Annotated in this window: 19 protein-coding genes; 6 read left to right on the top strand and 13 right to left on the bottom strand. The window is 36.2% G+C overall.

The window, feature by feature from the left end:
• Positions 1–83: 83 nt before the first annotated feature.
• A complete protein-coding gene (locus tag I6F65_RS01350; protein WP_231613070.1) occupies positions 84–1445 on the top strand; it encodes a S8 family serine peptidase in 1362 nt (453 codons plus the stop codon).
• On the opposite strand, the gene I6F65_RS01345 is transcribed toward I6F65_RS01350, so the two are convergent.
• The 4 genes from I6F65_RS01345 to I6F65_RS01330 form a co-directional block, all read right to left on the bottom strand.
• Positions 1429–2361, bottom strand: coding sequence for a hypothetical protein (locus I6F65_RS01345; protein ID WP_166113837.1), 933 nt, complete (start codon positions 2359–2361; stop codon positions 1429–1431). The two genes, I6F65_RS01350 and I6F65_RS01345, sit on opposite strands and share 17 nt — an antisense overlap.
• Positions 2362–2423: 62 nt before the next feature.
• Positions 2424–3296 carry a hypothetical protein gene (locus I6F65_RS01340; RefSeq protein ID WP_197111160.1) on the bottom strand — a complete coding sequence of 291 codons (873 nt, stop codon included), beginning with the start codon at positions 3294–3296 and terminating at the stop codon, positions 2424–2426.
• Positions 3297–3452: 156 nt separating this feature from the next.
• Entirely contained in the window at positions 3453–5606 is a 2154-nt protein-coding gene (locus I6F65_RS01335) for an exonuclease domain-containing protein (RefSeq protein WP_231613069.1), read from the bottom strand.
• 271 nt (positions 5607–5877) lie between these two features.
• Complete coding sequence (locus tag I6F65_RS01330; protein WP_197111158.1) at positions 5878–6621, bottom strand: AIM24 family protein; 744 nt, start codon at positions 6619–6621, stop codon at positions 5878–5880.
• Positions 6622–7215: 594 nt separating this feature from the next.
• On the opposite strand from I6F65_RS01330, the gene I6F65_RS01325 reads away from it, so the two are divergent.
• From I6F65_RS01325 to I6F65_RS01315, 3 genes are all read left to right on the top strand, one after another.
• Complete coding sequence (locus I6F65_RS01325) at positions 7216–8649, top strand: sugar porter family MFS transporter (protein ID WP_166114681.1); 1434 nt, start codon at positions 7216–7218, stop codon at positions 8647–8649.
• 582 nt (positions 8650–9231) lie between these two features.
• Positions 9232–11430, top strand: coding sequence for a leucine-rich repeat domain-containing protein (locus I6F65_RS01320; protein ID WP_197111156.1), 2199 nt, complete (start codon positions 9232–9234; stop codon positions 11428–11430).
• 298 nt (positions 11431–11728) lie between these two features.
• The gene (locus tag I6F65_RS01315) at positions 11729–12805 is read left to right on the top strand and encodes a mechanosensitive ion channel family protein (RefSeq protein ID WP_197111153.1); all 1077 of its coding nucleotides are present in this window, start codon (positions 11729–11731) and stop codon (positions 12803–12805) included.
• A 169-nt stretch (positions 12806–12974) separates the two neighbouring features.
• Here I6F65_RS01315 and I6F65_RS01310 read toward each other — a convergent pair whose 3' ends face one another.
• The 5 genes from I6F65_RS01310 to I6F65_RS01295 form a co-directional block, all read right to left on the bottom strand.
• The gene (locus I6F65_RS01310) at positions 12975–15110 is read right to left on the bottom strand and encodes a TonB-dependent siderophore receptor (RefSeq protein ID WP_197111151.1); all 2136 of its coding nucleotides are present in this window, start codon (positions 15108–15110) and stop codon (positions 12975–12977) included.
• Positions 15111–15294: 184 nt separating this feature from the next.
• Positions 15295–15639, bottom strand: coding sequence for a 2OG-Fe(II) oxygenase (locus tag I6F65_RS01305; protein WP_166114669.1), 345 nt, complete (start codon positions 15637–15639; stop codon positions 15295–15297).
• Between the two features lie 87 nt (positions 15640–15726).
• Complete coding sequence (locus I6F65_RS21665; RefSeq protein ID WP_231613068.1) at positions 15727–15909, bottom strand: hypothetical protein; 183 nt, start codon at positions 15907–15909, stop codon at positions 15727–15729.
• A gap of 87 nt (positions 15910–15996) precedes the next feature.
• A complete protein-coding gene (locus I6F65_RS21660; protein WP_231613067.1) occupies positions 15997–16179 on the bottom strand; it encodes a hypothetical protein in 183 nt (60 codons plus the stop codon).
• A 40-nt stretch (positions 16180–16219) separates the two neighbouring features.
• Complete coding sequence (locus I6F65_RS01295) at positions 16220–16798, bottom strand: hypothetical protein (protein ID WP_166114666.1); 579 nt, start codon at positions 16796–16798, stop codon at positions 16220–16222.
• A 323-nt stretch (positions 16799–17121) separates the two neighbouring features.
• Between I6F65_RS01295 and I6F65_RS01290 the strand changes: the two genes are divergently transcribed.
• Entirely contained in the window at positions 17122–19047 is a 1926-nt protein-coding gene (locus tag I6F65_RS01290; RefSeq protein ID WP_197111149.1) for a tetratricopeptide repeat-containing diguanylate cyclase, read from the top strand.
• Positions 19048–19507: 460 nt separating this feature from the next.
• A complete protein-coding gene (locus tag I6F65_RS01285; RefSeq protein WP_166114660.1) occupies positions 19508–20674 on the top strand; it encodes an aldo/keto reductase in 1167 nt (388 codons plus the stop codon).
• Between the two features lie 299 nt (positions 20675–20973).
• Here I6F65_RS01285 and I6F65_RS01280 read toward each other — a convergent pair whose 3' ends face one another.
• The 4 genes from I6F65_RS01280 to I6F65_RS21960 all read right to left on the bottom strand — a co-directional run bounded on the left by I6F65_RS01280 (position 20974) and on the right by I6F65_RS21960 (position 24503).
• Entirely contained in the window at positions 20974–21354 is a 381-nt protein-coding gene (locus I6F65_RS01280) for a TfoX/Sxy family protein (RefSeq protein ID WP_197111147.1), read from the bottom strand.
• 285 nt (positions 21355–21639) lie between these two features.
• Complete coding sequence (locus I6F65_RS01275; RefSeq protein ID WP_166114654.1) at positions 21640–23166, bottom strand: acetyl-CoA hydrolase/transferase family protein; 1527 nt, start codon at positions 23164–23166, stop codon at positions 21640–21642.
• A 222-nt stretch (positions 23167–23388) separates the two neighbouring features.
• Positions 23389–24240 carry an immunity 49 family protein gene (locus I6F65_RS01270; RefSeq protein WP_197111145.1) on the bottom strand — a complete coding sequence of 284 codons (852 nt, stop codon included), beginning with the start codon at positions 24238–24240 and terminating at the stop codon, positions 23389–23391.
• Between the two features lie 134 nt (positions 24241–24374).
• Positions 24375–24503, bottom strand: a complete 129-nt coding sequence (locus I6F65_RS21960) for a hypothetical protein (protein WP_269435949.1) — start codon at positions 24501–24503, stop codon at positions 24375–24377.
• Positions 24504–24564: the final 61 nt, after the last annotated feature.

Raw genomic sequence — 24564 nt, 5'->3', positions numbered from 1 at the left:
ACATTTATTCCCAATTAAATGAAATTATTTTATTTGTTAAACGTTATACATCTAACAGTGTAATTTATAAGAGACAACTCAGTATGAATATTAAGAATATCAATGTTAAAGGTATCAACGTTAAACATCTAATTACCGTGTCACTTTGCACTTTTTCAATGTCTAGCTTTGCAAGCATTTTGCAAGTTGACCAAGTTCTGCAACAATTAAACCCGATCGAACAACGAATTGAGTCAGCTCTAGAACGAGCTCAGCGTTTGCCGTTACCCGTGCCTATACCCCAAATATCTATTGATGAATTAAAAGCACAAATAAGCGAACCAATTAGCAACTTGCCTAATGTGCTCAACATAAATATGAATACTCAAAATACGGTATTTGTAGAGGTCGTCGTTGAAGATGGTTTTAGAGCGATAGAACGTCAATGGTTACTTATGGTCAATCTTGAGCAGCTAAATATACTCAAAAATAGAAACATCTCAATTGTGTCTGTAAAAAATTACAGTGCGCTCAATATGAGCTTAGTCCGCTTTAATGTGCCGCAAAACATTGACTCTAAAACAGATCTTTTAAAAACTCTTAATTTAGACAGCTCAGCATTACTTGATAGAAACCATATTTATCAAGCTCAAACAAATACAAACCAATCAACTAACCATAAACTAAGTATGCCCTCATCTTACTGTATGGATCCTACAAAAATAGGAATAATTGACAGTGCTGTTAATCAAAAACACAGCGCGTTTGCAAACGCAAATATAAAAACCAGCAGCTTTTTACCCCAAGGACTTAGCTCTCCAAATTTACATGGCACAGCTATTGCTGGTTTATTGATCGGAAAAAACAAACAACTCACGCCATTACTTGGTAATGCACAACTATATAGCGCAGAAGTATTTTATCGCCAATCAGAATATGCTCAAGGTGCTACATTATTTGCTATTGTTGAAGCGCTTAATTGGTTAGTAAGCAATAAAGTACCCGTTATAAATATGAGCCTTACAGGACCAAATAACGCAATTTTAAAGGCAAGTATTGAAGCCTCCATTAATGAAAACGTATTAATTGTAGCCGCTGCGGGCAATCAAGGCCCGGCTTCGCAACCGCTTTATCCAGGGGCTTATGACAGTGTTATTGCAGTAAGTGCTATTAACGAAAAAAATGAAATTTACAGATGGTCAAATAAAGGGACCTATATAGATTTTGCAGCCTTAGGGGTAAATGTACTAACAGCTTTGGGGAATGGAAAGTTTGGTAGGGAGTCTGGTACATCTGTTGCAGCACCACATGTAAGTGCTGCATTGAGCTGTTTATTAGTAAAACACAATAATAATAAATCAAAAGCGCTTGATGAGTTGACCTCTCTTGCTCATGACTTAGGTGAGCCTGGTAAAGACACTACTTTTGGTTATGGTGCAATATATCCTCCTAAAAATGCACTTTAATAGAAACCGAAAATACAGACTGAGTGTACGTGTTACTACTTAGCTTTGATTGATAGTCACCATATTCAGCTTCAGTCATTAAGGTAACATGTTCAAATATATCTACATTGTAAAACGTATTTACTACATTTCGATGCTCATCTCGTGACGAAACATCTTCAAAAAAATCATCACTAATTTGTTCTTCATAATTTTTATTTTGATAGCGCCAACCCGCCCCAACTTGATTTACCATATTAAACGCAGTAAATTTATGCGTTATTTTGGTATTAACACTATAACCACTAAAATCGTATTGGTTGTCGTTTGCATCTTCCTTATCAGCACTTAATGACGCCATTACCATTGTTTGACCACTATTTATAAAATGATAAATAGCTAAGTCGGCACCAATACCATCTGCATTTCGTTCTTTTACAGTAGCAAAGCGTTTAGCCTTTGTTTTTATACTCATACGTAAGTAAGTTTGTGGATTTAAAAAACGTCCGTAATAAGCACTCGCTTGGTTAAAGTGTAAAAATGTATCGCCATCAACATTTGCTTTTGCGCCATCGTAACGCACACCTATTTCGTGTCCATTAAAGCTATAGCTGCCATCTAAACCATACTGATGTAAATCCAAATCATATTGATCAAACTCATTATAGTCTTGCTGTTCAAATCGGTAGCTTGATGTAAGTTTAGCTGCTTTAGTTATCTGCCATTTTGCACTTGCCCCTGTCGATAGCTTAATACCGCTATCGCTTTGCGACGAAATGTCATCAAGCTCTTGAATCGAAAGAGCAGAATTACTTAATATTCCAACTGATACATCGCCATTTATATCAAAACTACTTCTTTGTTCACTCGTTGGCGTTTGTGCAAGAGTTGCTTGGGCGCTAAATACACATAATGTAGCTGTAATAACTGCTTTCATATTATTCTCCAACAAGCCGAATAGATAAATCTATCCGACTTTCATGAGCCATATTAAATGCTTTAAAGACCTAGGTCTAAATTGTTTGTGATACTTGTAACTACTTCACTTGCAGTGGTAAGTGCAACATCATTACTAATTTGATCGGTCACTGCTGAGCTAACCTGTCCGCTTACACTTTGTTGTATTGTGCTTTGCAGTGAGTCAACCGTACTATTTTGCACGCTTGCAATTAAAGATTGCTGAACACCGCTCATTACCTCAGAGTTTGCATCCATAACACTCACTGCTTGCAGTGCTGGATTGGTTGCATCACCCACGTTAATTTGGCTCGTTAGGTCACTTGTATTAACCGTGTTTAGAGCATCAGTTTGAGAAACCGCATCACTTGAATTGCTAATACTCGATAATAACGATGTATCAGTGCTTGCAGTGGCAGATTCGGTGGAATCTAAAGTAGGAATTGGCGTTAAACTTACTAAAGAAGAGTCACTCACAACATCTTCTAAGTTAGTTGTTGAGGTAGTTAGCTGCGTTGTAGCATTTTGTGCTGTATTAACTGCACTACTTAATGAAGAAGCTGAAGAGTTAAGTGATGAAGTATTTAGTGCAGAACGAGTAGATGAAACAAGCGAGTCTGGTAATTGCATTACATCGCCTTGTTCACTCTGTGTTGCAGACTCTGTATTATCAGTGGGTGTTGTTGGTTCCGCTGTTTCTGATTCAGAAGTAGTTACACTCGACTCATTTGATACATTCGTTTCATTATTGCCGCTTGCATTTAAACCATTTTGAGAAATTTGCAACGATGTAGATGTTTGTTGTTCTGCCGACGCTGACTGAGTGATTTCAATATCTGCTGCGTACGCTGCACCTACAAAAGTACAAGTACTGCTTAACATCATTACACTTACAATTTTATTTAATTTAATCATTGTTTTGTCCTCTAGTTTGTCGGATTGACATAAAGAAGACGAACGAGTAACTATTTTATTCCAAAATAAAATGAATAAATTAAATTTAAAGGCGTTAAAAACTTAAAACAGCTAGAATTAAAAACAAAAAATTTAACCTCTAAAGATAAACACGCCCTAATCATTTGCTTGCTGAATCAGCAATAACAACTCAGCTGTAGCAGTCGCATCAGCAAGTGCTCGGTGATGGCTGGTTAAATTTAAATTAAAATGCGATGAGAGATTACCCAATGAGTACGACTTTAAGCCTTTAAATGCTTTACGTGATTCAACGACGGTACACAGCTTTGGCATTTTAAAAAAGTGCCCTGCCATCTCGCATTCTTTTTTAATAAAGCCATAGTCAAAGTTAACGTTATGAGCTACAAAAATACTGCCTGCTAGTTTATCTATTAGTGGTTTTACAACCTCTGAAAATACGGGCGCGTTATAAACCATACTATCGCTAATACCGGTTAATGACGTTATAAACCCTGGTATATGCCGCTCGGGGTTAACTAAGCTCGTCCAGCTATCAATTACTTTTCCGTGCTGTACTTTTACAAGGCCTATTTCGGTAATTCGGTTACCGCCTTTTAAACCACCGGTGGTTTCTATGTCTACCACACTGTAAATACGGTTAGGATCTACAAACCATTTAACCGCTGCAATGTGTACTTCAAAACCAACGTTTTTTAAATTATCAATGGTGGTTAATTGGTTGCGTCTTAGTTTGTCGCCCGGTGCTTTTACCTCTTCAAAATGTACCTTGCCATTATTGATAACCATTAAGTCGGGGTAGCCGTCTTTTAGCTGTAAATAATGTTTACTCATATTAATTAAATGAGTATTTAAAGCCTCTATAGGGCTATTTAAAATAAGTGCTTCTAGCGGTTGTAACAACTCTTGATGCCATCTAAATAAGCCGTTAGGTTGCTCAAAATATTGCGCTATATTTTTACATACTAAATTAAGTAATGACTGTGGCGTTTGACACTGTGCTAAGCGTTCATTTATTTGTACTTGTTGCGCTTCATAAAAATTATCGAGCCTTAATACTTGCGGGTAAATATCAAACTCATTACATGGCGGGTAAGGCGACTCAATAAATAATTCGTGCCAAAACACTAAGCCAAATAAACTCTGCCAAAGCGTGTTTTCGGTATTAAATACTTGCATCCCTTGGCGAGTATAATAATCGTTTACGCCCTGCTCTACTTCACCTCTATACAATTCATCAATTTCAAGTATGCACTGTGTATCGCTAAGCATTGCACTTAAACGCGATCGTGTTTTTTTATTAAACTTACGCATTAAAAAATCGTCAGCAAAATACAGTAAATCATCAGTAAGCGGGCTTTCTATAATGGTTTCTAACCGTGCCTTTACCCACTCTTTATTACCAAGTCTATATTGCTCTCTTATTTGAATTTCTTGTGCTTCGCTATCCTCTACACAGGCTTCAAGCAAGCTAAAAGCAAGTTCGCTATCAACTACCTTTAACTGTCGATAAAGCTTAACTAATAATTTATTTTTTAGTAAAACTGCAATTGCACCATGCGCAGCTTGCACTAAAACCTGCGACGCTAAAGCAGCATAGTCGCTTTCATCAGTTATATTTTTAAATGCTAATCTGTAGCGGTTTAATAAGTAATTTGATTGCGCTTCGTCAAGTGTTTCAAAACGCGATAAGCTCTCGCTGTGCCCTTCGCGCGTAGCGGTTAAGCCTAAATCTCGCATTACAAAACGGTTTTGATGATTTACATCACCACTGCTTAGCTTACCTGCAAATAAAAACTCAAAGTACTCGTAATAATCACTGCGATTATTAATTACGTACTGGCTATAAAGTGGTGCTAAATCATATGGTCGAGTTTTAAAAAATGCACATGCAATACCAACCAGCGCGCCTTTAGCTGCACTTTTTTTAAAGCTTATCTCTTGTGGGTAATTACCTAGTAATTCTAGCAATGAGGGTTTTGTTAAGTGCGCTAATAGCTCTGAATAATGCTGCTCGTTTGGCTCAAATAAAATACCGACCGCTTTTAAGGCATAAATAGCCTGATGTGGCGAGGTTATTTCTTCATAATTTAATGACTGCGTTTGCACTAAATAAGGCTTTCGCGAATATACCCGCGCCAGCATGCATTGGCTTTGTTCATCAAGTTGATTAACTTTATTAATAAACACTTTATGTTTAGGTTCTAACAAGTGCATACATTTATTAGTCACAAATTCAATGAGTTCTCTAAAGTGCGCTAAATAGTATTTTGCTGGTAATTCTTTTTTCATAACTTCGCCACAACTGTATATAAAAACAGTATCCAGTATTTGTAGTTATTATTCAATATTAAAGTTGTACCAATAGGTGTTTGAGCAAATATTTGATAAAGAAAAGTTTATTGTGACCGTTCACTCTTTAGTATTTTAAAGCGAAATTACGGGGCAGTTAGCATTTTAGATAATGGGATTACGCTATATTGAAATAACGGTGGGAGGTAGTGCGACTTAGAGCACGAAGTAAATAAAGCGCTTTTATAAAAAAGCGCTAACATAAATATAATTATCGCTTAGGTAAGCTTTTACTTATTTCTGCACAAAGTTTAGAAAACGGCAATGTTTGCAAAAATACCGTCCCGCCTTGACCAATTCCGCGAACTCGACTGTTAAAAATGCCTTCTCCTGAAAAAATTACATTTCTTAAGCCACCAGATAACTCTGCATCAAATCGAATGCCTTTTGTGTAGCCAACAAGACTGCCACTATCAACGATTAGCTCTTCGCCATCTTTTAAATCATGCTGAATAATCGAGCCACCAGCATGAAAAATTACTTTATCGTCACCTTTAATTGACTGAAAGACTAAACCTTCTCCGCCAAAAAAGCTGCCCATACCCGTTCCTGCAAATGCAACCGAGATACTGGTACCGAAAGAAGCCGCTATGTATGCGCCTCGTTGCAAAAATATTTCGCCATCAACTTCGCTCAAATCAAGCCCAACAATGGTTCCTAAGTACGGAGCTCCAAATACTACTTTTGCTCGTTTATTACCAACATTTTTGTATTGCATAACCGTAGCAGATTCGCCAGCCATCATGCGTTTAGCTGCGCCAAACAAATTACTTACAAGCCCACTTTTAATTGCGCTTCCATCTGTTAATGTGGCTTCCATAGTAATGCAAGTATCCATCCAACTCATTGCACCGGCTTCAGATATGCATATTTCCCCAGGATCTAATGTAATTTCTGCGGCTTCAGCCATTGGCTGACCAATAATTTCAAGATCTATTTCATGGCACTGTTTCATAATCGTCCTTGTTTTTAGTTAATTATTAATTGTAATGCATATATTAAACACTATTTGACAATTTTATCCACTGCGCTCAAATACTTTAAACGCAACAATTGTTTTTGTTTACTTGATGAAGTTTACTGAATATGAGTATTTACTCACAATGACATACTATAAGTTACAAGAAAGCATAGAACACGGTTCAATATAGAAATACTATTAATTTTAAGCAGTAAAAATCAAACTCTGAGTCAATTTAAACTTTCGAAGAGTGTTAATTTTATAAACACGCCACCATTTTCACCTACATATTCAATTGCTACCTCTTTGCCATCAATAAAACGCTTGTACATATCGCTCTTTTAACAATTAATATATTTTTTACCATCTAGTTAATCCTACTAAATAATATTCCTAACTTTACTGGCTTGATTGAATTAATAGCAAGTGAAGGTAGTAAATAAGTAACAATAACTCATTTAAATTGGCACTTATCAACGGCTGCAAACATTCATAATCACCTGAAATTAATTTAATACCGTAAAGTGTTAAGCATTAATGGTTTGCTATACTATATGCCTTTGTATTAATTAATGTTCAGAGCGCACAATGACAACACATACACCACCTAATAAGCCCATACCGGCAGTAAGTACACCGACTGAGGCATCCATTTTATATGTTATTTTTATTTCTGCCGTTGCTGCTATTGGTGGCTTTTTGTTTGGTTTTGATTCTGGCGTAATAAACGGTACGGTTTCAGCGCTTGGTAATGCATTTAACTCAAGCAGTGTAGCAACCGGATTTAATGTAGCGTCGGTGTTGTTAGGTTGTGCTTTAGGAGCATTAGCTGCAGGACCGCTTGCTGATAAATTTGGTCGCCGATCTATTATGATTGCTACAGCCATCATATTTGCTATTAGCGCATTTGGTTCAGGTATTAGCGACAGTTCAGCTGAATTTATTTTTTACCGCTTATTTGGTGGTTTGGGTATAGGTGCAGCATCTGTTTTAGCTCCCGCATATATTTCTGAAGTTGCCCCTCCTACAATTCGCGGTCGCTTAGCTACTTTGCAACAACTTGCAATAGTGCTGGGTTTATTTGCCGCTTTTTTAAGTAACTACCTTATTGCAAATGCGGCTGGTGGCGCACAAGAAGTATTAACGTTTGACTTAGCCGCTTGGCGCTGGATGTTTTGGGCAGAGCTTGCGCCTGCAACGCTGTTTTTAATCGGCGTTTTATTTATACCTGAATCACCGCGTTATTTAGTTGCCCAAGGTAAAATTGATGACGCTAAAACTGTATTTAGTAAAATATCGAATGACAATGCTGATACGCAAATAAACGATGTTAAACGCTCACTCCAAAGCGATACAAAACCAAGTATTCGTGATTTATTTATCGATGGCAGTAAAAAAGTCCACCCTATTGTCTGGGTAGGTGTGGCACTGAGTGTTTTTCAGCAATTTGTAGGTATTAACGTAGTATTTTATTACGGCTCTGAGCTGTGGCAAGCGGCGGGATTTGATGAATCGCAATCACTATTTATAAATGTACTAGCAGGTACTACTAACATCGTATCTACTTTTATTGCGATTGCATTAGTTGACAAAATTGGTCGTAAACCACTGTTACTAATAGGCAGTATTGGTATGTTTGTGAGCCTAAGTGCACTTACTTACATATTTGGCAGTGCAGGACTTGATGAAGCAGGAAAGCTTGCCCTTAGCGATAATATGGGTACTTTTGCACTGATTATGGCGAACTTGTTTGTGGTATTTTTTGGCTTAAGTTGGGGTCCTGTAGTATGGGTGTTATTAGGCGAAATGTTTAATAACCGTATTCGTGGTGCAGCCCTTGCTGTGGCTGCAAGTGCACAGTGGATTGCTAACTTTGCAATCACCATGACCTTCCCTATTATGCTTGCAAATATTGGTCTTGCGGGTGCTTACGGGTTCTATGCTTTTTCGGCACTTATTAGCATATTTTTTGTGGTTAAATATATTAAAGAAACACGCGGTAAAACGCTCGAATCAATGTAAATTACAAAATATAAAATAAACTCCCGTCTACTTGGTTTAACCCAATTGTAGGCGGTGCTTTATTGCTTTAAATATATAGGAGGTAATAATTAAAGTGCTAAAGCTCAATAAAAGCACTTAAGCCTCATTGCCAATTAAGCAAAATCACCCTAAGTGCATACCATACAAACTTTTGAATAGCTTTATCATAAATGTGAATCATGACTTACATTTAAATCTCTATAAGACACACATAATAATTGTTACACTGCCCCACAAATTTAAAGATTGTTAGCATAAAACGTATTTTAAAAGTTATTTATATCGATAAATTTATTTTCAATTTTACTCATGCCCTTATTTCGATTTCTCTCTTATAACTCGATATATTAAGCATCTAATAATTGCTTATAGGTTATCCGATATTATTTATGTTTGTATCGCTCCTTAAATCATTTCACTTTAAACAAAAAAACAGCCCCCTAAAAAGCCTAAGTTTATTATTTTTTACATCAATTATTTTACTTATTAAGCCCTTACAAACCTAATAGCAAAGTTTGCTATAAAGCGCTTTGTAAAACATATTCAAAAAACAGGTACGTTATGAAACCGAACATTATTAGTTTTATCTTAGTCACACTAATCGTTTTATTATCAGGGTGTGCTGATAGTGATCCGAAACCAGAACCTGTCACGCTAACATTGAAAGATGTACATTTTAAGTTCGAGGAAGGTAAAGGTGTTATTACTGAATATCTAGCCGATTATAAAGATATTATTATTCCGGATAATTTTGATGGCATACCTGTCACTGTTATTGATTATGAAGCATTTAAAACACGCGGTCTTAATAGTGTCGTTCTTCCTAATTCTTTGGTTGAGATTGAAGGGAAAGCGTTCTTAGGTAATAATTTAAAAAGTGTTGTAATCCCTGATTCTGTGACGTATATCGGGGGTAGTGCCTTTGCATCCAATCGTTTAGCTGAGGTACAAATATCTAGCTCACTGGAAATGTTAACGTCAAACGTATTTTTTAATAACGCCCTAACACAAGTCGTTATTCCTGATTCTGTTATTTCCATTGGTGACTCATCGTTTGGAACAAATGCGCTCACCAATGTTACTATTTCCTCTTCCGTAACACATATTGGCCAATCTGCTTTTGAAAATAATAAACTGACCAACATCACGATTCCTAATTCAGTAATTACCATCGATAAGAGTGCTTTTTCAAATAACCTGTTGACTAATATTGCGTTCTCGAGCAACTTAAAAGATATTAAAGAAGAAGCGTTTCGCCATAATTTATTGGCTAATTTAACAATTCCAAATTCCGTAGATAAAATTGGTGAATCCGCTTTTCGTGATAATGTATTAACCACCCTAACCCTCCCAGATTCTATACGGACGATCAGTAAGTTTGCATTTCGTGACAATAAGCTAACTGACGTTTCTATGGGAAATTCAATAAGATCTATTCATGACGGCGCATTTTTTAATAACAAATTAACACATATTACGTTACCAGACTCGACTCGTAGTATTGGGGCATCGGCTTTTTCTAACAACGCCTTAACCAGTGTGATTATTCCAGATAGCGTAGAAAGTATAGGAGGAGCTGCTTTTTATAAAAATGAACTCACGAATGTGGTCGTTCCTCCTAGAGTTAAAATTATTGGTGATTACGCATTTGATAAAAATAATCTAACCAATCTAGATATTCCTTATTATTCCCTGTCGAGAATAGGCGTATCAGATCATTATGCAAAGCGAGGTGGTACGGTACTCACTTTAAGTAGTGTGGAGTTTGACAAAGAAAGCGGCACACTTGGTCGCTATAGAGGTTCTGCTAAAGATATTATAATTCCTGATAACTTTGACGGTGTTGCAGTGACAACAATAGACTACTTTGCTTTTTCCAATCAAGGAATAACCAGTGTGGTCATCCCAAACACGGTAACAACGATTAAGAGAAGTGCGTTTTCTTATAATTCATTAACCAGTGTCGTGATCCACGATTCTGTTACTAAGATTGGCAGCGCTGCATTTACCAGCAATATGCTCATTAAAGAAACGCTCCCTTCCTCTTTAGCTGATGTTGGAGGCAATGCATTCTCTAAAAATCTACTGAGTCAAATAACTATTCCTGCGAGCACTGTTTTTCTTGGTGGGGCGTATTCCGATAACATTTTAACGAGTATTGATATTCCTAGTTCTGTTGCAAAAATTGACAACTGGGCATTTTATGGCAATCATTTGACGAGAGTAACGATCCCGGATTCTGTTACTGAACTGGGTGAATTCAGTTTTTCAAATAATTCATTAACCAGCGTGAGCTTATCTAACTCATTAGTTATCATTGGACCTCGTGCTTTTTCTGGTAATGCATTAACCAGTATTACTCTGCCTAATTCTGTTGTTAACATAGACGAGGCTGCCTTTGCTAACAACAAACTAACATCGGTCGCTATTCCAGATTCGGTCACCCAACTTGGGGCTGCGGTGTTTGTAAATAATGCCTTAACGTCTGTTTCTATTTCTCACTCTTTAACAGCGATAGAGGGAGCTACATTCGCTCAAAATGCATTAACCAATATTACTATTCCAGATAATATTACTACAATTGAGCCTTCTGCTTTTGCCAACAATGCATTAACCAGCTTGACCATTCCTCGTTCTGTAAAAACGATAGGCGTTAACGCATTTATAGATAATGCAATTAAAACGGTGACAATACCCAATACGGTCACCTCCTTTAATGAGTTAGCTTTTGATAAAGACGTCGATATAGAAAAAGAGTAGCCATTAAGCGTAACTTATTTCAGTATAGTTCAGGTTAAATTCTGAAAAATGATTATGAAGACTTTCCATTAGGTACCAATGGAAAGTCTCGAGCTTATTTTCTCAATAAGTATAAAAATTAAAGCGCGCGTTTCTATAAAATATTTAATTAAAGTAGTCAGTAAATAAAGTAAGAATAACGCTCGTTAATCCTCATATACACAATCCACCTACATGAAAAATACCCTTTCGGGTTTATTTTTCATGTAGGTACATAACTTGCTGCTAATACTTAAACAAGTAAAAAAAGGGTTAAGTAATGTCTGCAGATACACTTTTCAATCTCACAAAACAACCTTGGCTTGTTATTGTAGTTTGCCTTTTAATTTTAACTACTGCATTGTTTTGCATCCGCTTTTTTATAATGTACTGGCTTAAAAAGTGGACATCAAAAACGAAGTTTATATTTGATAGCTTACTTATTGAGTCAATAGCTAAACCATTAACAACTTGCACTATTATTGTGCTGTTAACCATTTTGGAGCAAGGAGCCATTATAAAAGAGGCTTCTTTTTCGAAGTACATTCCGTTTTCAACAATAAATATTATATTAGGTTTACTCGCATTAATTCTCTTTTTTGATCGCTTTATTATTGGCACCGTTAATTATTACAGTAAAGAATCAGCTGTAATTTTTAACTCCCAAAGTATTATTAAAGGCGTTATTAGAGCGACCATTTTATCGGTAGGTATTTTGGTTTTATTAGGTACATTGGGGATTTCTATTACGCCAATAATCGCCTCTTTGGGTATTACATCCTTGGCGGTTGCACTCGCACTGCAACCTACCCTCGAAAACTTTTTCTCTGGTGTTCAGTTAGTTATAGACAAGCCTATACGGGTTGGCGATTTTATTGAGCTAGAATCAAAAGAACAAGGCTTTGTAGAGCACATAGGATGGCGCTCCACTTGGGTTAAAATGCTACCTAATAATATGATTATTATACCTAATAGCCAGCTGTCTAAATCACGTATTATTAATTACTTTTATCCTGAAAAAGAATTAAGTGTGCCTGTTGATGTAAATGTACATTACGATTCTGATTTAGAATTTGTAGAGCAAGTTACTTTAGAAGTCGCACGTGAAATCCTGATCTCTCACGAATGGGGGGTGGATGATTATAATACCTTTGTAGTTTTTCATACCTTTGATAGCTCAAGTATTAACTTTACCGTAATGCTAAGAGCTAAAGAGTATTTTAATCGGTTTTGGGTTAAATCTGCTTTTATAAAAGCGTTGCATAAACGCTATAAAAAAGAAGGCATCGTTATCCCCTTCCCTATTACAGCTATTAATACCACACAAGAAGCAGCAAAATTTAAAAGTGATATCTAGATAATAAATCCATCTCAAGTAACTATTTTCAGCGATAACTGCAAATCTCTAGCTAGAAAAAGTAAGTTTAAATATCATATAGTTTATTATGTTAGTAAATCTATTAACCAACGATCTGGTTAATTAAATAAGAGAGTAAGTAATACTTACCCCCCTTATTTATAAATAACTAAAACTGATACGTAATTTGCCCAACAATTTCACGAGGGCTACCCGGAAAATGTCCATTACGCTGACTAAAGCCACTTACAGCATATTCTTTATCAAACAGATTATTAATATTTACACTCAATAACACGTCATCAAAGCGACTCGTCCAGCTCATATCAAATACGGTAAATGGTTTTACTTTTTGGCCATCAGAGCTTACTTGCTCACTTACATAGTTAGCACCAAAAGCAATAGAGGAATTAATCGAATCTAGCCCAAAGCGAGACCATAAACCCGCTTGATGACGCGGCGCATTAGCAAAGCGCGAGCCATCACCAAATGTATCTGAAAAAGTCTCGCCAAGCGCTCCTTCAACCACAACCGTATCGTTATATGCGTAGTTAGCCGTTATTGTCCAATGCTCAGATAGGTCACCTACCAAGGTTGTTTCAAATCCACGGCTTTCTACTTCACCTATATTTAAAAGTGCAGCAATACCATCACCTGCTCCCGTATCGTCAGGGTTACTCATTACCACGTTTTCTTTATTAATTTGGTAAACTGCAAACGTACTCATTATTTTGCCATCAAACCATCGGTTTTTCATACCAAGTTCGGTTTGTTTACCTGTCTCTGGATCTAAGTTTCCTTCACCTATCACATCTTCTTGATCGCCCGACGATGTCGGATTAAAGCTTTCAGAGTAGTTTATATAAACAGAGGTGTTTTCTACTGGCTGGTAGGTTAATGCTACGCGAGGCGTAACACCGTTATCAGAATAACTAAAGCCAGTTTCTTTATTTAATTCTTTAAAATAGTCATAACGTAGGCCAGCAATTACAGTCCATTGCTCACCAATACTAATTACATCTTGAACGTATACACCAAAACGGTCTGTATCTATACCATCACGATCTAAATCAGTTAAGTTATAGGTGCTAGGATCTGTTTCACCATAATTTAGAGTGTAAATATTTAAATTTGCTACACCATCGGCTTCATATTGTGCGCGCAAATAATCGTATTGCGTTTCGACTATGTGATAATCACCACCAAATAAAAACTGATGTTCTACATCGCCCTGATCAACACTGTAAACAAAATCGGTTGTTAAGCTAATTTCTTCGTTTGCACGAAACTGTTTGCGGTACTCTCGCCTAATAGTTTCATCATCAATATTAGCAATGCCATCGCCGTTTACGTCAACCCAATTTTGCGACTCGTGATAAGCCTGATCACGCTCATTGTCAAGGTATCGTAGAGTGGAACTAACTGAAAACTTATCTGAAAAATAATGGTTAAGCTCAGCTTGTAGCACTAACGCTTCCATATCTTGATAGTCAAATGACTCATTTGCATTATAAGAAGGGTCTACAAGAAAGTTACCGTTATCATCTACTGGCACTCCACGCAATCGATTGCCACCCAAGTCTTGTTTAATATAATCAACACTTGTTGTAAGCGATGTAGAATCGCTTAAATCAAATAATAAACCGCCTGTTAGTTCTGTGTTTTTTGAATCTGCATTATTACGAAAGCTGTCTTGCTCTTCATAAAAACCACCAATACGATACGCCATTTTTTCACTCAAGCCGCCAGTTATATCAACTGATGCGCCACGAGTATTAAAGTTACCCAGTGTGAGCTTTAATTCACGCTTTTGCGTGTAGCTTGGTTTTTTTGTAACGTAGTTAATCATGCCGCCAGGCTCACCACCACCGTACAAAGCAGAAGCTGGACCTTTTAATACTTCAACACGAGAAACATTAAATAATTGTGGTACACCAAAGCCCGAATATGGGTCGCCACGCACCCCATCATAAAATACATTTGCGTCATCTCTAAAGCCACGAAATGTAACTCCCGAGTAACTGTATTCACTAACACCCGCAATTGAACGGTATAAATCGGTAATATCGCGTGCGGCTTGATCAATAATAAGCTGCTCTGTTAATACTTGAGCAGACTGAGGAAGCTTAATAAGATCTAAATTAGTTTTAGTACCAACCTTGCTTTCTGTTTCTAAATAAAACTGCTGAGCACGCCCTGTTACTTCAATTTTTTCAATTTCGTCGTTTTGTTGTGAAAAAGCCATATGAGAAAAAACAGATAAAGACGCAGCAATACTTAATGCCAAATAGTTAGGGTTAAACATGATGATTCCTGAGGGAGGTGTAAAATAATTAACATCTTAATGATAACTCTTATCATTTTCATAATCAATAACAGGAGGGAGGTTAACACATCTAAATATTAGAACTAATATCATCAAAAACAGGTGGTTATTAACAATGAAATGTAACCATTATTATAAAACCACCTGTTATTTATAAAGTAACTTAACGCTTAATCCAGCCAATACTTAGAATATAACGACAGCCTTTTTCAATCTTTGAAACACTGTGCTCATTTATATCGGGTCTAAAGAGTTTTATCCTACTTTTATTTACTATTGAGTTATCGCAAGTAAATTCACCGCCTTGTTGTGCATGCTTTAACACAATATTTAACCTAAAGTGCTTGCCGGTTTTAACGTTGTCGGTGTGTGGTTTTATTTCGCTTCCCTGTGGGAATTTAATAAAGTAAACATCAAATTTTATAGGCCATAGAGCACCACATAACAGCATTTTATGATAACCAGACTCCTGCCTGCCACAATCCCATCTGAATAATTTATTTATCATAAAAACAACTTAAGTTTATAAGGCAACACTCTAGCCTTTTGCGGTGACCTTATTATTACGGTTCAGAGGGTAAAATAAGTACGTAAACTAAATCCACCTTACTTTTAACTTCGCAAAGTGTACTCGCTCTACTTGCGGCTTTATTAAATTACAATTTATATCAATATAACTAATTTCATTTGGCGCTAAAAACATATCATTACTTTGCCCTACACAGTTACCAATAAACTTATTATTTTTATCAAATGTTGACGCAACTATAGCCCTCATATATATGCTCTCGTTGGTGATGTTTTGTAACTCTGCAGTAATTCTTACTTTACCATTATCTTTAAAAACATCTGATAAAGTGAGCTTTTAGTCATCATCAAAGTCAGTTGTTGATTCTAATACTTTATTGCTCACCATTTTTTTAAATCCGCTGTCAATCTCAGCCGCTACTGTTAAAGCATATACACTTATGCCTCCAAGTAACGCAATTACAAATCCCAAGCCCCAAAAAAATCCTTTTATAGATTCGTTAAAATTACCTAAATTCATTTCTAACTCCTTTTAAAATTACAATTAATAAGCTGGTAGTTTACCATTGTATTGCATTTACTATGTACCCAAAATAACCTTCTTCGCCAATCAAGTTTACTTTTTTGTTTTTTAGTTTCAGCAACTCATCATTATCCAGAAACCATTTAATTGAGTACTCATTATGTGTAGATAAATCCGAAAATGTGAGGTTTACACACTCATAATAGTCTTTAGTGCACTCGTTAACCTCAACTAGGACGTATTCTTGTGACCATTGCTCACCTAAATGATAATGAGTCCACAACTTTATTGGCAACAAAATTAATGAGGACAAATACAAATAAATAAATATCGGTGCTATAAGTAAAATAAAGGCATTGCCCAGCCAGTTCCCTAAATCAAAGTATTCTTTTAGCCATTCACGAACCCCATGGTTATGTTTATAATTCTTAAATAAGATAAATAAAGCAAGTAGGGTTAAAAACATTAATACCCAAGAATCAATAAAATTGTAATGTTGGTTAGGAATAAAAGCGGGATCCTCACTCTCATGCCATCCATAGAAAGTTGCCGGTAGCAAAAACAATAACAACGCTATAATAAAAATAAATAAACCTCGTTCTTTGCTCGTTTTCATAGTTTATAGCGCTTTACTAATACTTCATAATTGCAAAGAGTATACCGTGTTTATAAAGAGAAACTTTGTTTTTTATTTACAATAAGTTTGCTTATTATACAAATATAATAAGTGACTATTACTAACAATCTTACCGTAGTGAAATTAGTATTCTGTATTTCGAAACCAATTGTAAAATCAAAATATATTAATATTAACGCACCAAAAAGGTACTAAATAATTAGGATGCAAATAAAAACCCATCATTTTAACTAGCTATTCTTGTAAGTTTTGAACAAAGCTGTAAATTACACTTGTACTAAATAATCTCATAACGGACTAATATGACGGATAATTTTCAAAGTAATGTTTTAAATAAAAGCACATGGATAAAGCTTTTTATTCTTACTTTATTTTTATTTCAAAGCGGTGCTTTGCAAGCAAATGAGCAAATTGAAAAATCAACTCAATTTACAATGGATCGCGATACAGCTAAAAGTAGCATCAGTCACTTTAAAGCGAATAAACTAGATTATCTTCAAAATAAAAAACAGCTAAAAAAAATATTTGAAGTGAGTAAAGAACAAAATTGGGAAACACTTCATTTAGAAGCGGCTGCTTTGTATGCAGAACTGCTTTTTAGAGATGAGCAATATGACGCGCTAAATACCCATGTAAATAAGTACCTAGCAATGAAAGCTATTCAAGCACGCTGGGATTTATACTTATTACTGCTAGAAGCAAAATTAAAGTATCTCTCGCAGCAAGAAGAACAAACGCCAGCTAAAACATTAGTAAAAAAACTAGAAGCCCGGCTGCCAGAGCGAGATATAAATGAAAAAATTATTATCTATCGGGCTCTCGCATACTATTACACCAGTTCAGATTCGCTTAGCAAAACACTTGATGTATCGCTTGAAGGCTTAAACCTGTCGATAGAACAAGCCGACAACGCCTCGCAAGGGTTTTTCTTACGTAAAATTGGTGATGCATATAATTATTTAAATGAAAAAGATAAAGCCGTAGATTATGCAAAAAAAGCAATTGTCGCGTACGAAAAAACCCAAGATCACTTACTCACAGCAAAAGCTTATTGGAGCTTGGGAAATGCACTTTTAGATGTAGGTAACAGCAAAGATGCCATTGGATACTTTAAAAAAGCCTTACTTTATTTTAAATCGGTCAATATGCAAAAAGGAGTTACTTTTGCTCAATACTCAATAGCGAGTATTCAATATGAGCATGGTAATTATAAAGATGCACTGAGTACTGTTAATCAAAACATAGCGCTTGCAACCACTGCGGGTGTATTTGATATGCAGCTAGCCTCCATGATTTTATTGAGTGATATTTACGAAAAACAAAATTTATATAAAAAAGCAAATGATACAAATGACCACGTTTTTTTATTACTTGATAAATTTAGTAGAAGTATTTATAAATCCGATTTTTTAGGTAAACGCTATAAACTAAAACGACACCTTGGGTACGATAGCGATGCATTTGAAGCAATTGAGCAAGAACTTTTTTATACAAAAAAACACTTAGAAGCGACTAGCGAAAATCATATAAGATCGCTGCAGGTAAAATACGAAGTTAAAAAGAAGGAAGAAGAAATATTGCGCCTTGCGCACCAAAACGACATTAGTGCTTTTAAAGCGAAAGAAGAATACCAACAAAAATTGATCTGGCGCTTAAGTACAGCGATTGCTTTTATTTTAGTACTTGCATCTTTATGGTTATTTTACAGACAAGTTGCCCAACGTAAAAAGTATCATGCACTTGCATCAACCGACTTCCTTACAAAATGCCTTAATAGGCGCGGTATTATGCAACTCGCTGAAAATATAATAAAAGAGCAAGCAACAACAATTGCAATTGTCGATCTCGATTACTTTAAAAAAATTAACGATAGCTTTGGACACGATATTGGCGATTTAGTGCTTATTGCTTTTGCCAACGCAGCCAAACAATCATTAAAAGGTAATGGCGAATTTGGTCGTTATGGTGGCGAGGAATGGTTGTTTATTTTAAATACGACGGACGTATCAACAATTAATACTATTTTTTCAGATTTAAATAAAAATTTGTCAAAGTACTGTGCTGAAATAAGCTCAAAAAACACTTCATTTAATGAACCAGTTACGTTTAGTGTTGGTGCAGCTATTAGCCACTCAACTCAAAATCAGCTTGATGATCTGATAAAAAATGCAGATAAGCTACTTTATCAAGCTAAAGAAAGTGGACGAAACCAAGTCGTTATTAATTAAAAGTTACAATTATCATCTTAATTTAGGTCGTAAATTAATATGTATTAGGCGGTAAAAAAGCCGCCAAATATTTATTATTGGTATTTTTTCCATTGAGTTTTTTTACTAAAAACCCATTTAAATTTATAAATTCAAGCATTCTTCTATCAGTACAATTCATACCCCGTAAAACTAAAAACCACTAAATACGCAGTAAATATTATTTAAAAAACACTGGAAAATTCATCGTGAATTCAGTTAGCGATTATTATCGAACTGCTATTTATGTCGCTAATAAAGATAAGCTAATCCATTAAAATATAATAAGATTATTTAAATTTATATATGATTCTATTTTACAACGACAATCTATGACTTATCGCACAAAAGGGTTAATTCACCGCATCAAAAGTTGAATTATCGGTACAATTACACTAGTGTAAAAAACAAGCATTTAAAATCACTCATGGAGATAAGTTACATGGTATCACGAAGGAGTTTTATAAAAGCTGGTGCAGCATTTGGTATTGGCTCAATGTTGAGCGCACCAACGTTAGCACAACAATTGAAAGTAAAAATGTCATCTGGGAAAGTAATGCCCACCAGAGGCCAAATTGACGAAGATGCACTACTTCCCACTAATAATATGGATAATAGTAAACATTATCGTCCTAAATCAAGAATGGGTTTAGGCGGTTTAGCTGCAGGCAATGGCTTTAATACTATTTCACCTGATGAAGAAATTCTTCAAATGCTACATGCCGCTTGGGATTCAGGCATTAGGCATTTTGATACATCACCGTTTTACGGTTTAAGCCTAAGCGAAAGACGTTTTGGTGACTTGCTACGTAATAAAAACCGCGATGAGTATGTATTATCATCTAAAGTAGGACGCCTACTTACACCTAATGCCGAGCCATTAGAAAACAGCTGGCATTGGGCTGATCATTCCCCATTTCATTACAAGTATGATTATTCTGCTTCGGGTACTCGTCGTTCCATTGAGGACACCCTGCAACGTATTGGTGTTGCTTCGCTTGATATTGTATACATTCATGACTTATCGCCTCAAAACAGTGATATGGGCGAAGATTGGCTTAAATACTTTGACCAAGCGGCTAAAGGCGCTATTCCTGAACTGACCAAAATGCGCGATGAGGGAATAATTAAAGGCTGGGGCTTTGGAGTTAATACCCCAGACGCAATTTACAAAGCAATTGATATGTCTGATCCTGATATTTGTTTATTAGCGCTGCAATATTCTATTTTGGATCACAAACAAGCATTAGATAAAACATTCCCAATGTTAGACAAACACGATATTTCGGCTGTCATTGGTGCCCCACTTAATGGCGGTTTTTTAGCTGGTCGCAACCGGTTTAATTACTCACCTAAAATCCCACTGCCAATGCAGCAAAAATACGTAGCAATGAGTGAAATTGCAGCTAAGCATGGTATTGATATGAAAACCGCTGCACTGCAGTTTGCAGAAGCACCTTCAACTGTTTCAGCTATTATTCCTGGTGCACGTACAGCGCAGCAAATAGAAGCGAATGTTGCTTCAATGAAAGTTAAAATCCCAGATGCATTTTGGAGTGATTTAAAATCGAAAGATCTTATTGCCCAAAATGCGCCTATTCCAACCTAAAGCCAAATATTACTGTTAAAGCGTACCCTTTAAGCTTAATGGGTACGCTACTATTACTCGCTTTTATATTATTTATTGAGCTAGGTAGTGCTAAAAAATAATATCAGTCTCTTTTAAATCGCCCTTAAAAGCTTAATAACTCCTAAATGAAATATATCGCATGACCAGTAAAAAATGTTATTTATAGTAAAGCTGGGGGAAAGCAGGTAATTTATTCAGCCTTAATTGCAGTGTAAGATTGAAAAACCTCATTGTTATATACTAAGCTCAAAGATTAAGTATTATTGAGCTATAAACTCTTATTTTACTTTTCCTTTAATTACTTTTTTAGCTGACTTTGACCTTTTTGGCGGCTTTGGCGGTAAAGAGTCTACAAAATTAACGCATACGCCTATCCAGTATTCTAAATCAGCGTCCGATTCAAAACCCTCGGGTAAAATATAAACCAAGCCCTTGACCGGCTTACCTGTAAAGTCCATTTCAGTTACATGAGGCTTAGTTAAGCAAGAGCTATAATTTTTTGGCCCGACACGTACCATCAGTTTATCGCCAATAATTACGCAGCACATATACTCCGAGATTATAAAGCACAAGCCACCAAACATTTTCTTTACTACTAAATCGTGGCGCGCATTAAACAACTCATAAAGTCGCTCTTCTAACCCTCTGTCAAAAGCCATTTAAGCATCTCTATTTTTTAATAAAACACATTGAAAAACTAATTATATAAACGATTTATAAATATTACAGTAAGTTTTTATTGGCTTTATTTTTTAAAATTAAACATAAATAAAATAACAAAAAAGTTGGTATGAATAATGGGGATTTACAAAGTGGTGGGATTTTGACGTTTACTTTTTTATATAATCGCACTAACTCATAGCTGATAATTAAACTGAGATTAGTGCGACTTTAAAATAGGTGTTAACTAAAATTCACTGGTTTAATTTAATAAACCAAAGTGCTTATGCTGACAGCTGCACTTGAGTATCATCTACAGATGCTTTTTTCATACTGCCTTCTTGCTCTAAGCGAATATGCCAGCTAAACGCTTCTTCAAGTAAATGAGGGGTGTGCCCACCACGCTCACAAGCGCGCTCATAATAGTCTAACATCGCTTCGCGATATTCTGGGTGCACACAATGCTTAATAACTTGTACAGCACGCTCACGCGGTGCTAAACCGCGTAAATCAGCTAAACCTTGCTCAGTTACTAATATATCAACATCATGCTCGTTGTGATCAACATGGCTAACCATAGGCACTACGCTTGATATTGCGCCATCTTTAGCAATCGACTTAGTCACAAATATAGCTAAATGAGCATTACGAGCAAAATCACCAGAGCCGCCAATACCATTCATCATTCGTGTGCCACAAACATGCGTTGAATTTACGTTGCCATACATATCAAACTCAAGCGCGGTGTTTATTGCAATAATACCTAAACGGCGCACTATTTCAGGGTGGTTCGAAATTTCTTGAGGGCGTAACACTAGCTTGTCTTTGTATTGTTCTAAATTATTAAATACTTGCGCGTTACAACGCTCAGACAACACAATTGAGCTGCCCGATGCAAAACTAAGCTTACCTGCGTCAATTAGGTCAAACGTCGAATCTTGTAATACTTCAGAGTACATTGTTAGGTCTTTAAAGTCAGAGTCAAGTAATCCCATCATTACAGCATTTGCAATATTACCAATGCCTGCTTGTAGCGGACCTAAATTAGCTGGCAATTTATTTTGAGCCACTTCTTCTTTAAAAAAGCTAACTAAATGGCGCGCAATAGCGGCGGTGTCTTCATCAGGATCGGTAACGGTAGAAAACGAATCACTTTGGTTAGTAAAAACAATACCAACAATTTTTGCAGGATCGATAGGAATTGCAGTACTACCAATTCGGTCATCCACTTTAACTAACGGCATTGGTTGGCGAGTAGGACGATACGAAGGAATGTATATATCGTGCAAACCTTCAAGATTCGGGTTATGCAGCATATTAATTTCAACGATGACTTCTTTGGCAAAAATAGCAAAACTCGCTGAATTACCAACCGATGTAGTAGGCACAATATGCCCTTCTTCGGTAATGGCAACGGCTTCAATAACAGCCACATCAGGCATAGTTAATTGATGGTTACGTAAATGCTCAACCGTTTCAGATAAATGCTGATCAATAAACATTACTTCACCGTTATTAATCGCTTTACGTAAAGTGCTGTCTACTTGAAAAGGCATGCGACGCGCTAAAATACCCGCTTCTGTTAGTAGCTTATCAAGATCATTACCGAGTGATGCGCCTGTCATTAAATTTATTTTTATTGGATTTTTTTTGACTTGCTCAATTAATGCTCTGGGTACTGCTTTAGCTTCTCCGGCACGAGTGAAACCACTCATCCCTACAGTCATTCCATCTTTAATAAATTGGCTTGCCTGCTCTGCTAACATTACTTTTTGATGCAGGCTACTATTACGAATACGTTCCAAGTGCATACTGAGCTCCTCTCTAAATTTGACGTTATTCTAAGCCTTACATAGTACTAAACAATCTAGACTTAGGTCGTATTTACTAAAGAAGTATGAGGGTAGTGCTAAAGAACAGAGGTACGTTGCTATTTATTGTTATTATTTAAAGTGGGCATCTTGGATATCCCCCTTTTAGCTACAACCTACCATGAGAAAAATTAAGCCACCATTCTTTATAATTATTGAGCTTTACGGTGCTGTCACGTCAAAGTCATTTTTCACTAAAAAATCAGGAATGTAATCAGTTTCAACCGTTAGCTGGTAACCTTTAAGATCATAAGCATGGCTAGCAGCAGCCATTAAGGGTAGTGATATCCACCCTTGCTGCTTTCTTTTATCCTTTTTCCAATATTTTTTATGAGCCTCTAGCGCCTCTACCATGGCTTCATTAAATTCATCTTGTGCGTTGGCAGTGTAAATACAGCGGTATACTCGCATCAAAGGTAATAAAATATGTTGCACATAACGGCGACGACCAGACGCTATTGCATTAGGGTCAGCCGCAATTAATGCCGCCTCAAGTAAGTCCCCCATATTGGCTTCAGGCTCAAATAAACCCTTCATTAAATTAATAAGCGCAGTATCAAATGCATCAGCTCTTAGGTTTGCATTATCAAACACACTTTGAGGTACTTGAATAAGTTGCTCTATCGCTTTTTTGTCACGCAGTGTTACCGCTGCATAAAATACTTTTTCCCACACATCGGTATGTAAATAAGCACCCGCAGGGCCACCTGTTAACGCAAAAGTATCATTGTTAATAGTTACACCAAAGGTTTCACCTTGCCGACAAGCAAATGCAAAATTGGCACAACCAAACTCTTTAATATGTTGTAAATAGCGCACAATTTGTTGATGAGGCACTTCAGCTAACACCGCCTCACCAAAGGCGTTAATAGAATCTTGAATAGAACGACCTAAAACACCTTGAGAGTTTTTAGTTTTTATAGTGTTTATTTTATTGGGCACTCGCTCTTCGTATTCATTAATATCTTCAAGTAACAATTCCATTTTTGTTTCTTTGTAATGCCTTGCTATCATCTATTATATTCCTTTATTTTTTTAGTGTAGGTATTGCTAAAATCACTGGTTTTAGTTTTGGCTAACGAGCCATCTTTGTGTAGTTTTTGACTGACCTTTTTCGATAAAACGCAAAATCAGAATGGGTTTCATTGTTATTTTTCTTTCACGTCAAAGTCATTTTTCACTAAAAAATCAGGAATGTAATCAGTTTCAACAGTTAGCTGGTAACCTTTAAGATCATAAGCATAGCTAGCGCAGCAATTAATGGGAGTGATATCCACCCTTGCTGCTCCCTTTTATCTTTTTCCAATATTTTTTATGAGCCTCTAACACCTCTACCAT

The sequence above is a fragment of the Pseudoalteromonas sp. SWXJZ94C genome, assembly GCF_015864385.1.
GTDB lineage: Bacteria > Pseudomonadota > Gammaproteobacteria > Enterobacterales > Alteromonadaceae > Pseudoalteromonas.
This window is presented reverse-complemented; position numbering and strand designations above follow the sequence as displayed.

What these genes read in the sequence shown, in the direction of transcription:
- I6F65_RS01350 (WP_231613070.1), top strand. Translation starts at nt 84, where the DNA reads ATGAATATTAAGAATATCAATGTTAAAGGTATCAACGTTAAACATCTA.
- I6F65_RS01330 (WP_197111158.1), bottom strand. Translation starts at nt 6,621, where the DNA reads ATGAAACAGTGCCATGAAATAGATCTTGAAATTATTGGTCAGCCAATG.
- I6F65_RS01285 (WP_166114660.1), top strand. Translation starts at nt 19,508, where the DNA reads ATGGTATCACGAAGGAGTTTTATAAAAGCTGGTGCAGCATTTGGTATT.
- I6F65_RS21660 (WP_231613067.1), bottom strand. Translation starts at nt 16,179, where the DNA reads ATGAATTTAGGTAATTTTAACGAATCTATAAAAGGATTTTTTTGGGGC.
- I6F65_RS01270 (WP_197111145.1), bottom strand. Translation starts at nt 24,240, where the DNA reads ATGATAGCAAGGCATTACAAAGAAACAAAAATGGAATTGTTACTTGAA.
- I6F65_RS01340 (WP_197111160.1), bottom strand. Translation starts at nt 3,296, where the DNA reads ATGATTAAATTAAATAAAATTGTAAGTGTAATGATGTTAAGCAGTACT.
- I6F65_RS21665 (WP_231613068.1), bottom strand. Translation starts at nt 15,909, where the DNA reads ATGAGGGCTATAGTTGCGTCAACATTTGATAAAAATAATAAGTTTATT.
- I6F65_RS01295 (WP_166114666.1), bottom strand. Translation starts at nt 16,798, where the DNA reads ATGAAAACGAGCAAAGAACGAGGTTTATTTATTTTTATTATAGCGTTG.
- I6F65_RS01275 (WP_166114654.1), bottom strand. Translation starts at nt 23,166, where the DNA reads ATGCACTTGGAACGTATTCGTAATAGTAGCCTGCATCAAAAAGTAATG.
- I6F65_RS01290 (WP_197111149.1), top strand. Translation starts at nt 17,122, where the DNA reads ATGACGGATAATTTTCAAAGTAATGTTTTAAATAAAAGCACATGGATA.
- I6F65_RS01280 (WP_197111147.1), bottom strand. Translation starts at nt 21,354, where the DNA reads ATGGCTTTTGACAGAGGGTTAGAAGAGCGACTTTATGAGTTGTTTAAT.
- I6F65_RS01305 (WP_166114669.1), bottom strand. Translation starts at nt 15,639, where the DNA reads ATGATAAATAAATTATTCAGATGGGATTGTGGCAGGCAGGAGTCTGGT.
- I6F65_RS01335 (WP_231613069.1), bottom strand. Translation starts at nt 5,606, where the DNA reads ATGAAAAAAGAATTACCAGCAAAATACTATTTAGCGCACTTTAGAGAA.
- I6F65_RS01310 (WP_197111151.1), bottom strand. Translation starts at nt 15,110, where the DNA reads ATGTTTAACCCTAACTATTTGGCATTAAGTATTGCTGCGTCTTTATCT.
- I6F65_RS01345 (WP_166113837.1), bottom strand. Translation starts at nt 2,361, where the DNA reads ATGAAAGCAGTTATTACAGCTACATTATGTGTATTTAGCGCCCAAGCA.
- I6F65_RS01315 (WP_197111153.1), top strand. Translation starts at nt 11,729, where the DNA reads ATGTCTGCAGATACACTTTTCAATCTCACAAAACAACCTTGGCTTGTT.
- I6F65_RS01325 (WP_166114681.1), top strand. Translation starts at nt 7,216, where the DNA reads ATGACAACACATACACCACCTAATAAGCCCATACCGGCAGTAAGTACA.
- I6F65_RS01320 (WP_197111156.1), top strand. Translation starts at nt 9,232, where the DNA reads ATGAAACCGAACATTATTAGTTTTATCTTAGTCACACTAATCGTTTTA.